Below are 14,764 nucleotides of genomic sequence, written 5' to 3' on the forward strand. Positions count from 1 at the left end.
AGTTAAGCTTATCCGCAGGAACATTCTTGACGGACGCGCAAAGGCCGGTTCGCGGCGCAAAAATCGCCAAGATCGGCGATGGACCGGCACCTTGATGCAACCGTGCCGCGCTTGTGTCGTGAAATTTGTTTCCCCACGGGCGAAGGATTGCCCCCCGTGGCAGGCCGGGCGAAGACAGCGTGACCGGTCCGCCGCCAGGGCCGGCGCATCCGCTCGAACGAGGCGTTCCGGCCCTCAAACGAGCCGATGCGGCACGAAATACCCGGGGCGCCGCCATCGATGCAGACCGACGCCGAGCTGGCCCAGTCGATCCCGTCCCAATCCGGGACGCGTGCGGGGGCCCGGGCCGCCCCGCGCTGGCCGGTGCTGCCGCTGCGGCTCGTGCTGGCGCTCGCCTTCGGCAGCCTCGGCCTCGTCTCGACGCTGGCGCTGGCGCTCCTCGTCCACGCTCAGGCGACCGCGCGGCTGGAGGTGGAGGTCGGCGCGCAGCTCGACGAGCTGACGAGCCACATGGCCCGCACCCTCGACCAGGGCATGTTCGAGCGCTGGCGCGACGTGCAGGTGGTGGCCACCCTCGACACGCTGCGCGAGCCCGACGCCCCCCTGCCGGCCAAGCGCGCGGTGCTGGAGCGGCTGCAGACGACCTATCCGGCCTACTCGATCCTGCTCCTCACCGATGCCGCCGGGCGCATCGTCGCCACCAGCAACGGCCTGCTCGAAGGCGCCGACGTCTCGGCCCGCGACTATTTTCTGGCCGGGCGCGAGCGGCCGTTTGCGGGCGACGTGCACGACGCGCGGCTGCTGGCCAAGGTGCTGCCGCCGGTGAACGGCGAGCCGCTGCGGCTCGTCGATCTGGCCGCCCCCGTCCGCGCGCCGGACGGTACGCTCGTCGGCGTCGTCGCGGCCCATCTCGATTGGGCTTGGGCGCGTGACGCCGCCGCCGCCTTCGAGCGCACCCTGACGCGCCAGCGCGCCGGCACCGAGATCCTGCTCCTGTCGCGCGACGGCGTCGTGCTGCACGGGCCGCCCGACCTGCTCAAGCGGACCCTGCCGCAAGAGACGCTCGCAGGCGCGCGCCGCCTCGGCGCCGACGGGGCCGGCCCGCGGATCGGCCCCTGGCCCGACGGAGCGAGCGCATATCTCTTCGCCACCGAGCCGACGCGGGGCTTTCGCGACTATCCCGGCCTCGGCTGGACCGTGGTGGCGCGGGTCGATGCGGCCCGCGCGCTCGCGCCCGTGCGGGAGCTGAGCACGGCCATCGCGGTCTCGGGCCTCGCCGTGGCTTTGGCCGGCGCGGCCCTGGCGTGGTGGCTCGCCGGGCGGCTCGCGCGTCCGCTCGATGCCGTCTGCGCCCAGGCCGAAAGGCTCGGGCGCGGCGCACCGCTGGCCGTGCTGCCGCCGACGCTCGTGCGGGAAATCCGCGACACCGGCCGGGCCCTCGACGCGGCGGCGCGGGAGCTGCGCCAGCGCGAGACCGGGCGCCGCCTGCTGGTGGACGAGCTGAACCACCGGGTGAAGAACACCCTCGCCACCGTGCAGTCCTTCGCCTTCCAGAGTTTTCGCGGGCTCGATGGCGCGGGGGCGCGGCAGCGGGAGGCGTTCGAGGGGCGGCTGCTGGCGCTGTCGGCGGCCCACAACATCCTGACGCGGGAGAACTGGGCCGGGGCCGGCCTGCACGCGGTGATCGAGGAGGTGCTGCGCCCGTTCCAGGCCGGGGGCCCACGCTTTGCCCTGTCGGGCCCGGATCTGCGCCTGCCGCCCCGCGTGGCGCTAGCGCTGGGCATGGTGCTGCACGAACTCTGCACCAACGCGGCCAAGCACGGCGCGCTTTCCCTGCCCGAGGGCCGGGTCGCGTTCGGCTGGCGGACGGAGCCGGCGGAGAACGGCGCCCACCGCCTCCATCTCGTCTGGCGCGAAACCGGCGGGCCCCCGGTGGTGCCGCCGGCCCGTCGCGGTTTCGGCTCGCGGCTGATCGAGCGCGGGCTGGCGGCCGAACTCGGCGGCCACGCCCGCATCGACTTCCCGCCCGAGGGCGTCGTCTGCGAGATTTTTTCGAGTGTCGAGGCGGCGTGAGGCCGGAGGCGAGGGCGAAACAGCGAGGCTGCCCCATTGAAGCGCGTCACGACAAGCGCTTCGCACTCCGTTGACGAAGCCGACTCCGCCGTGGTTGTCTGTCCTCAGTCCTAGGACAGCGGACGCGCGCGCATGAACGGAATCAAGGGCCAGGATGTCGTCGTCCTGCTCAAGCTCGTGAGCCTTCAGGATTCCGCGAATGGGAGGAGGTCTCAGGATCTCGTTTCGAATCTCCAGGGAGGCGCCGCGTATTCCGTTCGCAATCTCGAGTCTCTGCTCGGCATCAGCAAGACGGAAATCGGTGCGTCGATAAAGCGGCTTCTTTCGATCGGAATGGCCATCAAGGATCGCGAGACCGGTTGGCCAAAGCCTCACCGCCGTGATCTCTACAGCTTCATCGTTCACGGTCTGAAATTCGTGTTTCCTGCAGAGCCGGGAGCGCTGACACGCGGTATTCCAACTGCATTCGCCGCGCCAATGCTGACAAACATGCTGATCAGCGGAGGCACGTACATCTACGTCTGGCCGTCCGCCACGGGCCGCGATATCGGGCAGTCCATTTTGCCGCTGTTCAGAAGTGTTCCCGAAGCGGCAGCCAAGGATGATCGACTGTATGAATATCTTGCTCTGGTTGATGCCGTCAGGCTTGGAAACCAGCGTGAGGTGAGCCTCGCCAGGGATAAGCTCGCCGACAGGTTGATGTCGAAATGAGTGTCCGAGGCCACCTGTTTCGAATGCTGCAGTCCGTTGCCGATGTCTTGGGCGACGACCTTCGGAGCAGGCTGGTGTTCGTCGGAGGATGCACGACCGCCCTCTTCATCACCGATGAGGTCACCCTCGAAGACGTGTGAACGACGGACGACGTCGATCTCATCGTCGACTTGGCCGGGTACCCTGGATGGGCTGCCCTTCAGGCGCAACTGCGCGAGAGAGGCTTTGCGGAAGCCGACGACGACACGGTCATATGCCGAATGAGATTGGGCGACCTCAAGGTCGACTTCATGCCCGACGATGCGGCGATCCTCGGCTTCACCAACCGTTGGTACAAGAGAGGCATCGAGACGGCGGTCGCCTATCTGCTGACCGAGGCGCTCGCCATACGACTGCTGACGCCGGAACTCTTCCTCGCCACGAAGTTCGAGGCGTATCTCGGCCGCGGCGAAGGCGATCTTCTCGCAAGTCACGATCTGGAAGACATCCTTCTGGTTGTCGATGGTCGTGAGGAGATCGTGGCGGAGATGCTGCGATCTGACATTGACATTCGGCAGTTCATCGCCAAGCAACTCGCGAAGCTGTTCGCGGATCGTGACTTCGATCACTTTGTCGAGGGGAATATACGAGGACCGGGCGGCCGAGCCGATATCGTCCGCGCACGCCTCGTTGTTTTGCGAGATGCCGGTGCCGGAGAGAGCGGTTGACGTCGGTCGAAGCGCTTCGCTTCGACAAAGAGCCGAATGTGAGCTTCGGCGTGATTCTTCAATCCGCTTTCTCATCCTTCGTGCCGCAGATGGCGCGCAACGTCCGCCAATCCGCTTCGCTCAGGAGCGAGGCCCCGTCCGTCCGCTCGCCCGGCATCGCCCGGATCGCCGCCGCGCGCTCGGCGGTGTAGGGGTGCGAGCGCAGGAAGCCGGTCAGCCCGCCGGGCGTCTCGTCGTGGGTCTCGGTGATGCGCTCCAGGATGGCGGCGAGCGCCCGCCCGTCGCCGCCGGCCCGGTCGACGCCTGTGACCGCCGCCCGGTCCGCCGCGCGCTCGGCCTCGCGCGAATAGCCCGCCGCGATGGCCCCCTGCCCCACGGCCACCAGCACGGTCGAGCCGGTGAGGTCGCCGAGCACGAGGCTCAGCAGGAACGAGGTGCCGCCGGCCCGGATCACCGCGCGAATGGAATCGCGCGCCGCGACATGTCCGAACTCGTGGGCGAGGATGCCGGCGAACTCGTCGGCGCTCCTCGACTTGGCGATGATATCGGACAGGACGACGATCCGCCCGCCGGGCAGCGCCAGGGCGTTGGCGGTCGCGTGCCGCCGCACGCTCACCTGCGGCGGCGGGGACAGCGCCATGGTCTGCGACAGCCGCCCGACGAGCCGGTCGAGCACGGCTCTCCCCTCCGGCGCCGCGCAGAGCGGCGGGTCGCCCAGCAGGCCGACGACCTGTGTCTCGATCGCCTGCCCCAGCCGCGCCTCGACCGAGGGCGGGACCAGCGGGGCCAGGAGGTTCGCCGCCGCCGGCACGCCGTAGAGCGCGGTCAGCACCACCGAGACGCCCGCGGCGATCGACCAGAGCACGAGCCGCGTGAGCCCGCCCCCGCCCTCGCGCCGGTTCAGGTCGGGGCAGCGGGCGGCCAGCGCCTCGGCGAAGGCCGCATCCTCGAACTCGACGCTTCCGGGGTGCTCGGCATGGCCGATCCGGGCGAGCGGCGGCGCCGTCTCGGCGGCGCGCAGGTCGAGGAGGCTCCAGTCGAGGCGCACAGCCTCGCCCGCGATCTCCAGCCGCTCGCCGAGGCGCAGCCGCACGGGATGGGCCCGCGCGCTGCGCCCGTCGAAGTAGCGGCCGGTGGTGGTGAGCGGTGCGTTCACCCGGCGCTAAAACCCGATTTCCAGGGCGCCGCCGACATCCAGCGCGTCGGCGAGGCCTTCGTTGAGGCCGCTCGCGGGCGTGCGGGCGGAGGCCAGCACCGCCTCGAGCGCAGCGACGTTCTCGATGGTCGTCGCGTTCGCCACCGCGACCCAGAGGCCGTGGGTGACGATGCGGACGTAGATCACCGCCATGCCGAGCAGCGTGCCGGCATAGAGCAGCCCGCCGCCGACCAAAGCGGCCGCCTGCGCGCCGGAATTCGCGTTCGGGCCGGCGACGCCGACCACCATCGCGAACAGGACACCGATCACGAGGAAGAAGAACAGCAGCGTCAGGAAGTAGACGAAGTAGGGCCAGTAGAATTCGCGCGCCTGCAGCCGCGAGACGAGGCGGGCCTCGCCGAGATGCGTGGCGGAGAGGAAAGCGCGGGTCTCGCGCGCCCGGTAGAACGGGATCAGCAGCAGGACCAGCGGGACGGCGAGGCTGAGCGCGGTGATCAGCCAGCCCAAGGACGTGCCTACCGCCGTCCCCGCGTAGCGTGGATTGAGGATGGAGGTGTCCATCTTGCCGTTCGACTGGGAGACGAACAGATCCGCGGGCAGCGGGAGCCCGACGCTGCCGAGAAAGGCGAGTCCGGCCACGACGATCGGCAGCAGGCTGACCGCGTAGAAGGCGAGCCACGGCAGCAGCACCGAGCGGCCCGTCGCGGACGAGCGCAGGCGGCTCTCGCCGACGAGCGTGTGGTCGATGCGGTAGCGCTCCAGTGCGGCGCGCATGAACGGGAAGGCGAGGCCGAGCGTCAGGATCGTGGCGAGCCACCACAGGCTGGCGCGGAGCATGTAGGCGACGGCCGAGCCGTCCTGCCCGAGTCGGATGCCGCGCCAGCGGGTGCGCGCGGCGCGGTAACGCCGCCCGCGGAAGATCGCGTATTGCCCGAGCACGAACAGGAAGATCGCCGACAGCACCGGCACGGCGGGCGCGAGGACCGGCACCGCGATGCCGAGGAGGAACAGGACGAGGTAGAGCGGCACCAGGATGGCGAGCGCCACGAGGAAGCCGAGAAACAGTTCCTTGCCGCGGCCGAGATATTCCGCCGGGCTGCCCGCGATCAGCGTACGGCTCCAGAAGTAGCGCCGCAGCTCGGTCATGTACCAGAAGCGGTAGATCGTGAAGGTGACGGCGGTCAGCAGCAGGCCCTTCACCACCAGCCCTGTCAGGCCCTTCGCCTCTTGCGCGAAGGCGACGGTGCCCTCAGAGCCGCTCCGATCCTCGGTCCTATCCATGATCGTCCACCTTCCCGATGGGGCGGCAGACTAGCCAAGCTTGCGCCACTTGCACGCGAAAAAGCGCCGCATCTCGCGAATGGCGAGGATGACGGCGCTTCTTCGTTCGTGCGGTTAACGTCCTGTTAACAGCAGCGGAAACCCGAGGTGTTGCCGCCCCCGAAACGCGCGTTCTCGCGGTTGCGAAAGAACTCGCGCTCGGTCATCGGCGCCTGGTCCGGGTGGGTTTTCTGGATGTGAGCGACGTAGGTGCCGTAATCGCCCTGGCCCACCATCAGCCGCGCCCCGTCGCAGACGCATTTGTTGAACGCCTTGAGGCGGTCGCGAAAGTTCTGCGCCGGTGCGGTTCCCGTCATGCTCTCACTCCGCCGGGGCGAGCTTGGGATCGGCTTCCAGCGCCGTCCAGCGGTCGGCGCGGTAGGCTTTCAGGCAGGCCATGACGCCGAACACCACGATCGCCACGACGAGGCAGACGAAGAACACGGCGAGCACCGTATCGACGCGGTCGTTGAAGACGATCTTGTGCATGTCGTCCATGCTTTTGGCCGGAGCCAGCACCTTGCCCTCGGCGATGGCGGCCGAGAAGCGGTCGGCGTGGCTGAGGAAGCCGATCTTCGGGTCGGGGGAGAAGATCTTCTGCCAGCCGGCCGTGAGGGTGCAGATGCACAGCCACACCGTCGGGATGATCGTGACGAAGGCGTAGCGCTCGCGCTTCATCTTGAAGATCACCACGGTGGCGAGCGTGAGCGCCACGGCCGCCAGCATCTGGTTCGAGATGCCGAACAGCGGCCACAGCGTGTAGATGCCGCCCAACGGATCGGTGACGCCCTGGTAGAGGAAGTAGCCCCAGGCCGCGACGCAGAGCGCGGTGGCCACGAGGCTCGGGGCCCAGGCCGAGGTGTCCTTGAAGCGCGGCGACAAGAGGCCGAGCAGGTCCTGCAGCATGAAGCGCCCGGCGCGCGTGCCGGCGTCCACCGCGGTGAGGATGAACAGGGCCTCGAACAGGATCGCGAAGTGGTACCAGAAGGCCATCATCGCCTTGCCGCCGATGGCGGACGAGATGATGTGGGCCATGCCGACGGCGAGCGTCGGAGCGCCGCCGACACGCGAGATGATCGAGTGCTCGCCGACGTCCTTGGCGGTCTGAGCGATCACCTCCGGCGCGATCGGGAAGCCGAGCTTGGTCACGGCGGCGGCGGCCGTCTCCGGCGTGGTGCCGACGAGGCCGGCGGGCGAGTTCATGGTGAAGTAGACGCCCGGATCGATCACGCTCGCGGCGACGAGCGCCATGATCGCGACGAAGCTCTCCATCAGCATGCCGCCGTAGCCGATGAAGCGGGTGTCCATCTCGTTGTCGACGAGCTTGGGCGTGGTGCCCGACGAGATCAGGGCGTGGAAGCCCGAGACCGCGCCGCAGGCGATGGTGATGAACAGGAACGGGAACAGCGAGCCCGCCCAGACCGGGCCGGTGCCGTCGACGAACTTCGTCATCGCCGGCATCTGCATGTGCGGGGCGACGACGACGATGCCGAGCGCCAGCCCGACGATGGTGCCGATCTTGAGGAAGGTCGAGAGGTAGTCGCGCGGGGCGAGCAGCAGCCATACGGGCAGGATCGCGGCCACGAAGCCGTAGCCGATCAGCATCCACGTGAGCTGGGTGCCGGTGAAGGTGAAGGCCGGGCCCCAGACCGGGTGCTCGTTGATCTGCCCGCCGCCGAGGATCGCGGCCATGAGCAGGACGAAGCCGATGATCGAGACCTCGCCGATCTTGCCCGGCCGGATGTAGCGCGCGTAGAGGCCCATCAGGATCGCGATCGGGATCGTGGCGGCGACCGTGAAGGTGCCCCACGGGCTCTCGGCCAGCGCCTTGACGACGATCATCGCCAGCACCGCCAGCAGGATCACCATGATCATGAAGGTGCCGAACAGGGCGATCACGCCGGGGATGACGCCGAGTTCGGCCCGAATCAGCTCGCCGAGCGAGCGCCCGTCGCGGCGCATCGAGATGAACAGGATCATGAAGTCCTGCACCGCGCCCGCCAGCACCACGCCGGCCAGGATCCATAGCATGCCGGGCAGGTAGCCCATCTGCGCGGCGAGCACCGGGCCGACCAGCGGGCCCGCGCCCGCGATCGCCGCGAAGTGGTGGCCGAACAGCACGGTCTTGTTGGTGGGGACGTAGTCGAGGCCGTCGTTGTGGCGGTGGGCCGGGGTCTCGCGCTTCGGATCGAGGCGCATCACCTTGTCGGAGATGTAGAGCGAATAGTAGCGGTAGGCGATCAGGTAGACGCAGACCGCGGCCACCACGACCCACAGCGCGTTGATCGATTCCCCGCGCTGCGTGGCGACGATGGCGAGCGCCGCCGCCCCCAACGCGCCGACCAGGGCCCAGGGCCCGTGTTTCTGTACCGCGCCCATCTGACGCCTCACTCCGTGATGGCCGCATTCTTTGTTCAGGCGGCCTTGACGGGCCTTGTTTGGCTGAAATTTTTCACCAAGGCCAGTTGCACAGGCTACACACGCGGCGATCCATCAACGGGTGAGGCGCGTCTTCCTCTTGCGTGTCTTCCGGCTCAGTCCAACACGATGACGCGGTTGGGCAGTTCGTTGCCGGTCCCATTTTCGGGCAGTGCCGCCTCCAACACGCCGCCGACCCGCTCCACCGCCGCGACGAGACCGGGGCCGAGTTCGCCGCGCCCGGCCGCCGCGAGGAGGTCGGCCAGCACCACGCGCCACTCGCCGTCGGGGATGCGGGCCCGCACCGCCGAGTCGGCAACGATCTCGGCGTAGCGCTCGGCGAGCGCGACGTAGATCAGCACCCCCGTGCGCTCCCGCGTGGCGGTCAGCCCGTGCGCCACGAATTCGTGGCGGGCGGCGGCGCGGGCACGCTCGTGGCGCCAGGGGCGGGGGGTGAGCGCAAGCCGCACCCGCTCGTTCAGCGTGGCGGCGAGCGCCACGAGCACGCCGCCGGCCTGAGCCAGCGCGATCTCGGCGGCAGACAGGTGCGTCAGCAGGATCAGCGGCCAGGGCAGGGCGAGCGCCACCGCGAGCGCCAGGGCGAGCGCAGGCGAGCGGTAGAGCCCGGCGCGGGCCGCCACCAGCACGACGATCTCGCCCGCGGTGCCGGCCTCGGCCCGGCCGATGGCGGCGGCGATGCGCGCGCGCTCGGCCTCGGTCAGGATCGCCGCGCTACCAGTCACCGGAGGCTCCCCCGCCGCCCGACGAGCCTCCCCCGCCGGAGAACCCGCCACCCCCCGAAAACCCGCCGCCATCGGAGAAGCCGCCGCCCCAGCCGCCGGACGAGCCCGGAATCACGACGATGCCGCCGCCGCGCCCGCGCCGCCCGCCGGAATTCATCCGCGCCATGACGAGGACGAGCACGACGATGACGAGGATCCAGAACCCGACCGTGACCGGATCGATGCTGTCCTCGCGCACCGGCGCCCGGCGCTGCCACTCCTCGGCGTCGCCCGACAGGATCGACAGGATCGCGTCGGCGCCAGCCTCGACGCCGCTGGAAAATTCGCCCTGCTTGAAGCGCGGCGTGATCGCGGTGGTGATGATGACTTTGGTGAGCGCGTCGGTGAGCGCGCCCTCCAACCCGTAGCCGACCTCGATGCGGACCTTGCGCTCGGTCGGCGCGACAAGGAGCAGCACGCCGTTGTCGGTCTTGGCCTGCCCCAGCTTCCACGCCCGAAACAGGCGGTTGCCGAAATCCTCGACGGTGAGGCCTTGCAGCGAGGGCACGGTCGCGACCGCGACCTGATCGCCGGACTTGTCCTCGTGCGCCTTGAGCTTGGCGTCGATGCGCGCCTCGGCCTCGGGCGAGAGGATGTTGGCGCCATCGACGATGCGGCCGGTGAGCTTGGGCAGATCGGGCTCGGCGGCGAACGTCGTGCCCAAAGCCAGCAACAGGACGGCGAGCGCTGCCGCCAGCCGAGCAAAGAGGTCTTTTGCGCGAAGGCTCACCCGGCGGCTGGCGCTAGAACTTCACGTTCGGCGCGCGCTCCGCGCCCGGCGTCGAGGTGAAGGTCTCCATGGGCTTGGCCTCGGGGTAGAACCACGAGGCGATCCAGCGGCCGGGAATCGTGCGGATCTCGGTGTTGTAGGCCTGGACCGACTGGATGTAGTCGCGCCGCGCCACCGCGATGCGGTTCTCGGTGCCTTCCAGCTGCGATTGCAGCGCCAGGAAGTTCTGGTTCGATTTCAGGTCCGGATAGGCCTCAACCGAGGCGAGCAGGCGCCCGAGCGCGCCGGAGAGCTGGTTCTGCGCGTCCTGGAACTGCTTGAACTTTTCCGGGTCGCTCACCGTCGAGGCATCGACCTGGACGCTGGTGGCCTTGGCGCGCGCCTCCGTCACCTTGGTCAGCGTCTCCTGCTCCTGCTTGGCGTAGCCCTTCACCGTCTCGACGAGGTTGGGGATCAGGTCGGCCCGGCGCTGGTACTGGTTCTGCACCTCGCTCCACGACGACTTCGCCTGCTCCTCCAGGCTCGGCACCCGGTTGATCGCGCCGCAGCCCGACAGGCAGAGCGCCAGCCACAGGGCGGCGAACGCGCTGGCGATCCGGCCGAGCACGGGCGCGCGCAGCGCCACAGGAGGCTGGAGGCTGACGGACATGGGCAATAGGTCTCCGAAGCGGGGCTTTTCGTGAGGGGAGATAGGTGCGGCTGGCCGCCGCGGGAAGGTTGGGCGGTGAAGTTCGGGGGATGAGGAATTTCCACATCGACGTCTTGCCTGTCCTCGCCGTCATTCCGGGGCCGCGGAGCGGAACCCGGAATCCGCCCGTGATGCGACGCTGTGCCGGGCGTCGCGGCCAGTCGTGGATTCCGGGTTCGTTTCGCGCCCCGGAATGACGATGCTGGAGGATGGGATGCCGCATCGCCCGGCATCCCATCCTGCGTAGCGAGCCCGTCGCGAAAGGGACGAACGGTTGACAAGGCCCGGCCGATAGGGCCGCTGTGCGGGCCATGGACGAGGCTTCCGACGCCCCAACCCCATCGCCGCCCTCCGCCCGGCCGCGGGTCGCGATCACCTACTGCACCCAGTGCCAGTGGCTGCTGCGCGCCGCCTGGATGGCGCAGGAGCTGCTCTCGACCTTCCGCGACGACCTCGGCGAGGTGGCCTTGCGGCCCGCCACCGGCGGCGCGTTCTCCATCGAATTCGAGGGCGAGACGATCTGGGAGCGGGTGCGCGACGGCGGATTCCCCGACGTGAAGGCCCTCAAGCAGCGGGTGCGCGACCGGCTGGATCCGGGCCGCGACCTCGGGCATGTCGATCGTGCTGCGCACCGATCCTGAGACCCGCGCCGAGGCCGAGCCGTCGGGGCCTGCGCCCGCGGCGCTGCCTGTGCGCCCGTCCGCTCCGCCGCGCGAGCCGCGGGATGCGCCGTTGCGGCGGATGCTGACCCGGCTCGGCCAGCGCGGCTTCTCCACGCAATTCTACCTGATCATGCTGGTGATCGCGCTGATCGGCCCCGGCCTGATCTTCACCGCGATCCTGCTCGCCCGCTACGCCTCGACCGAGCGCGCCCGCTTCGAGCAGGACGCGCGGGAGAACGTGCGCGGCATCGCGCTGTCGATCGACCGCGACACGGCGGGCCTCGTCTCGGTGCTGCAGACGCTGGCGACCTCGCCGCGGCTCAAGGACGGCGAGTTCCTGAATTTCGAGAACCAGGCGCGGCTGGTGCGCGACGCCACCGGCCTCGACATTGTGCTGCGCCGCCTCGACGGGCAGCAGATCGTCAACACGGCGCTGCGCCCCGGCGCGCCGCTGCCGGTCACCACGCTGCCGCTGGACCACGAGTTGCGCGCCAGCGGGCAGCGCTCGATGGTGACGGGCTACCTCGCGGGCGCCACGCCGGATCGGGCGAGCTACGCGGTGGCCGTGCCGGTGCGGATCGACGACGCGGTCGCCTACATCCTCAGCTTCACCGTGCCGGTCAGCCGCATCGAGGGCATCTTGGCCCGCGAGCAGGTGCGGGGCTGGGTCTCGGGGGTGTCCGACCGGGACGGCGTGGTGCTGGCGCGCCTGCCCGAACTGCCCGGCGTGGTCGGGCGCCCGCGGCTCGCGACGCTCCGCCAGAAGGCGACCGGCACACCCGGCGTGTGGGAGGGGCGCGACCGCGCCTTCAAGCCCGTCACCGTGGTCGAGGCGCGCTCGCGGCTCAACGGCTGGACCGCCGCCGCCAGCATCCCGCGCGAACTCGTGGACGAGCGGCTGCACCGCTGGCTCTGGGCCTTCGGCGGCTTCGGCCTGCTCGTGCTCGCGACCTCCTCGGTGCTCGCGGTGCATCTGTGGTCGCGGGTGTCGAAGCCGCTGCGCCAGCTTGCGGCCTCCGGCCCGGCGCTGGCCCGCGGTCAGGCGATTCCCCGCATCGCCTCGCCCATCCACGAGATCCGCCGCCTCGGCGACGTGCTGTCGGAAGCCTCGCTCCGCTTGCGCACCCGCAGCGAGGAGCGCGACCGGGCGCTGGCCGAGACCCAGCGCGGCCTCTCGGCCCTCAAGGAGAGCGAGGCGCGCTTCCGCCACATGGCCGATTCGGCGCCAGCCCTGATCTGGATGACCGACGAGACCGCCGAGGTCGTCTTCGCCAACATGCATTTCGACCACCTGTTCGGCCGCCCGGCGGCCGAGATGGCAGGCGCCGGCTGGGAGTCGATCGTCCATCCGCCGGACCTGCCGCTGTTCCTCTCGACCTTCGAGGAGGCGTTCGAGAGCCGGCGCCCGTTCCGGGCCGAGATGCGGGTGGTGGACCGCACCGGCGAAATCCGCTGGCTGCGCTGCGAGGGCGTGCCGCGGCTCGACGACGGCGGCACCTTCCTCGGCTTCACCGGCTGCAGCGTCGACGTCACCGACGCCAAGCGCGCCGAGGAGCACCTGCGCCTGCTCATCAACGAGCTGAACCACCGGGTGAAGAACACGCTCGCCACCGTGCAGTCGATCGCGATGCAGACGCTGCGCGGTCTCGAGGGCGAGGAGGCGGAAGCCGCGCGCGCCGCCTTCGAGGCGCGGCTGCTCGCGCTCGCCCGGGCCCACGACGTGCTGACCCGCGAGAGCTGGGACGGGGCCGAACTCAAGACCGTGGTGGCCGACGCGATCCGCCCGCTGGAGGCCGGCGAGGGGGCGGCCCCGCGCTTCGCGGTGTCGGGCCCGCGCCTGCGCCTCGCGCCGCGCCTCGCGCTCTCCATCGCCATGGCGCTCCACGAACTCGGCACCAACGCGGTCAAGTACGGCGCGCTCTCCAAGGAGGGCGGCCTCGTGACGATCACGTGGACGGTGCAGCGCAAGCCCGAACTGCGCCTCTCCCTGCGCTGGAGCGAGGCCGGCGGCCCGCCGGTGTCGCCGCCGACGCGCCGCGGCTTCGGCTCACGCCTGATCGAGCGCAGCCTCGCCCGCGAACTCGCCGGCACGGTCGAGCTGCTCTACGAGCCCGGCGGCGTGGTCTGCACCATCGAGGCACCGGTGCCGCCGCCGGGCCTGCTGGAGCGCAAGGGCGGGACGGAACTGGCGGCGGTGAAGCCGCTGCCGCTGGCGGGGTAGGGGCGCCGCCTGTCTCAGATGTCACCGACCTTCGACAACACCATAACCTTCTCAACCGCCGTCATTCCGGGGCCGCGCAGCGGAACCCGGAATCCACGACTGGGCACGACGCTCGGTCTTGCCGCGCATCACGGGTGGATTCCGGGTTCTCGCCTGTGGCGAGACCCGGAATGACGGGCGCGTTATTGCAATGTCGCCGGGTCCGGCCCGATCCGCCCGTCTGCCCGGTCGAGTCCGGCGATGGCGGCGTGGTCGTCCTCGGTCAGGGCGAAGCCGAACACGTCGAGGTTCTCGCTGATCCGGGTGGGCGTCGCGGATTTTGGGATCGCGACGAAGCCGCATTCGACGTGCCAGCGCAGCACGATCTGGGCCGGGTTGCGCCCGAGGCGACCGGCGATGCGCCTGATCACCGGATCGTCGAGGATCTGCGCCTTGCCGAGCGGGCTCCAGGCCTCGGTGACGATGCCGAGCCGGGCATGAGCCTCCCGCAACGACCGCTGCTGGAAGCGGGGATGCAGCTCGATCTGGTTGAGGGCCGGCGTCACGCCGGTCTCCGACACGAGTCGGTCGAGCTGGGACTCCGTGAAATTCGACACGCCGATGGAGCGGGCGCGGCCCTCCTCGCGCAGGCGGATCAGGGCGCGCCAGCTGTCGAGATAGAGCCCGCGGGCCGGGCAGGGCCAGTGGATCAGGTAGAGGTCGACCTGCTCGACCGCGAGACGACTGAGGCTCGCCTCGAACGCCCGCAGGGTGGCGTCGTAGCCCTGGTCGTCGTTCCAGAGCTTGGTCGTCACGAACACGTCGGCGCGCTGGACCGTGGTCTCGCGAAGCGCCCGGCCGACGCCCGCCTCGTTGCCGTAGACGGAAGCCGTATCGACCGAGCGGTAGCCGCTGCCGAGCGCGGTGCCGACGAGGGCGGGCGCCTGCGCATCCTCCAGCCGGTACACGCCGAAGCCGATCTGGGGGATCGTGTGCCCGTCGTTCAGCGCGATCGGCGGGACGGGATCGTGAAACGGCATGGGGCCAGCCTGTGCGCGGCCCGAGCGAGGGCCTGAAAAACGCGGGGAGAATCGGCAGGATCGTGCCTGTCGTGTAGCCGTCTCACCGGAGGGGCTGGCCTGCGCCCGGATCAGGGCAGGGGCAATCGCTCGGGCGGGCTGCCACCCTTCGCACGGGTCGTCCCATTCATCCTCCTCATCCTGAGGTGCGGAGCGAAGCGAAGCCTCGAAGGAGTTCTCCAGAAGTCGCCCGCTCCCCGGAGCCCCCTTCGAGGCCGCTGCGCGGCCCCTCAGAAGA

General features: G+C 70.0%; 13 protein-coding genes. 5 read left to right on the plus strand and 8 right to left on the minus strand.

The features are described from left to right. The first annotated feature begins 279 nt into the window (after positions 1–279). The 3 genes from ASG52_RS22400 (at position 280) to ASG52_RS28705 (ending at position 3,491) form a co-directional block, all read left to right on the plus strand. Positions 280–2,073: a sensor histidine kinase gene (locus ASG52_RS22400; protein ID WP_056248056.1), complete on the plus strand. Its 1,794-nt coding sequence runs from the start codon at positions 280–282 to the stop codon at positions 2,071–2,073. A gap of 132 nt (positions 2,074–2,205) precedes the next feature. Then, positions 2,206–2,784: a hypothetical protein gene (locus ASG52_RS22405; protein WP_502691103.1), complete on the plus strand. Its 579-nt coding sequence runs from the start codon at positions 2,206–2,208 to the stop codon at positions 2,782–2,784. Positions 2,785–3,050: 266 nt separating this feature from the next. Then, positions 3,051–3,491, plus strand: a complete 441-nt coding sequence (locus tag ASG52_RS28705; RefSeq protein WP_353612502.1) for a hypothetical protein — start codon at positions 3,051–3,053, stop codon at positions 3,489–3,491. Positions 3,492–3,549: 58 nt separating this feature from the next. Here ASG52_RS28705 and ASG52_RS22415 read toward each other — a convergent pair whose 3' ends face one another. The 7 genes from ASG52_RS22415 to ASG52_RS22445 form a co-directional block, all read right to left on the minus strand. Next, a complete protein-coding gene (locus ASG52_RS22415) occupies positions 3,550–4,647 on the minus strand; it encodes a M48 family metallopeptidase (RefSeq protein WP_056248059.1) in 1,098 nt (365 codons plus the stop codon). A gap of 6 nt (positions 4,648–4,653) precedes the next feature. Continuing rightward, positions 4,654–5,928, minus strand: a complete 1,275-nt coding sequence (locus tag ASG52_RS22420; RefSeq protein WP_056248062.1) for a YjgN family protein — start codon at positions 5,926–5,928, stop codon at positions 4,654–4,656. A 125-nt stretch (positions 5,929–6,053) separates the two neighbouring features. Next, entirely contained in the window at positions 6,054–6,284 is a 231-nt protein-coding gene (locus ASG52_RS22425; protein WP_056248063.1) for a YbdD/YjiX family protein, read from the minus strand. Positions 6,285–6,288: 4 nt separating this feature from the next. After that, the gene (locus tag ASG52_RS22430) at positions 6,289–8,346 is read right to left on the minus strand and encodes a carbon starvation CstA family protein (RefSeq protein ID WP_056248066.1); all 2,058 of its coding nucleotides are present in this window, start codon (positions 8,344–8,346) and stop codon (positions 6,289–6,291) included. A gap of 155 nt (positions 8,347–8,501) precedes the next feature. After that, the gene (locus ASG52_RS22435) at positions 8,502–9,128 is read right to left on the minus strand and encodes a TPM domain-containing protein (protein ID WP_056248067.1); all 627 of its coding nucleotides are present in this window, start codon (positions 9,126–9,128) and stop codon (positions 8,502–8,504) included. Then, on the minus strand, positions 9,118–9,897 hold the full coding sequence (locus ASG52_RS22440) for a TPM domain-containing protein (protein WP_056248070.1): 780 nt from the start codon (positions 9,895–9,897) through the stop codon (positions 9,118–9,120). Before ASG52_RS22440 ends, ASG52_RS22435 begins: the two co-directional genes overlap by 11 nt. Before the next feature lie 13 nt (positions 9,898–9,910). Then, a complete protein-coding gene (locus ASG52_RS22445) occupies positions 9,911–10,546 on the minus strand; it encodes a LemA family protein (protein WP_056248073.1) in 636 nt (211 codons plus the stop codon). Positions 10,547–10,896: 350 nt separating this feature from the next. Between ASG52_RS22445 and ASG52_RS22450 the strand changes: the two genes are divergently transcribed. Further along, a complete protein-coding gene (locus tag ASG52_RS22450) occupies positions 10,897–11,226 on the plus strand; it encodes an Rdx family protein (protein WP_056248075.1) in 330 nt (109 codons plus the stop codon). 100 nt (positions 11,227–11,326) lie between these two features. Continuing rightward, positions 11,327–13,468 carry a sensor histidine kinase gene (locus ASG52_RS22455; RefSeq protein ID WP_056248829.1) on the plus strand — a complete coding sequence of 714 codons (2,142 nt, stop codon included), beginning with the start codon at positions 11,327–11,329 and terminating at the stop codon, positions 13,466–13,468. Positions 13,469–13,650: 182 nt separating this feature from the next. Here ASG52_RS22455 and ASG52_RS22460 read toward each other — a convergent pair whose 3' ends face one another. Continuing rightward, on the minus strand, positions 13,651–14,487 hold the full coding sequence (locus ASG52_RS22460) for an aldo/keto reductase (RefSeq protein ID WP_056248079.1): 837 nt from the start codon (positions 14,485–14,487) through the stop codon (positions 13,651–13,653). Positions 14,488–14,764 lie beyond the last annotated feature (277 nt).

Origin of the sequence: Methylobacterium sp. Leaf456 (genome assembly GCF_001425465.1) — a bacterium.
Lineage (GTDB): Bacteria > Pseudomonadota > Alphaproteobacteria > Rhizobiales > Beijerinckiaceae > Methylobacterium.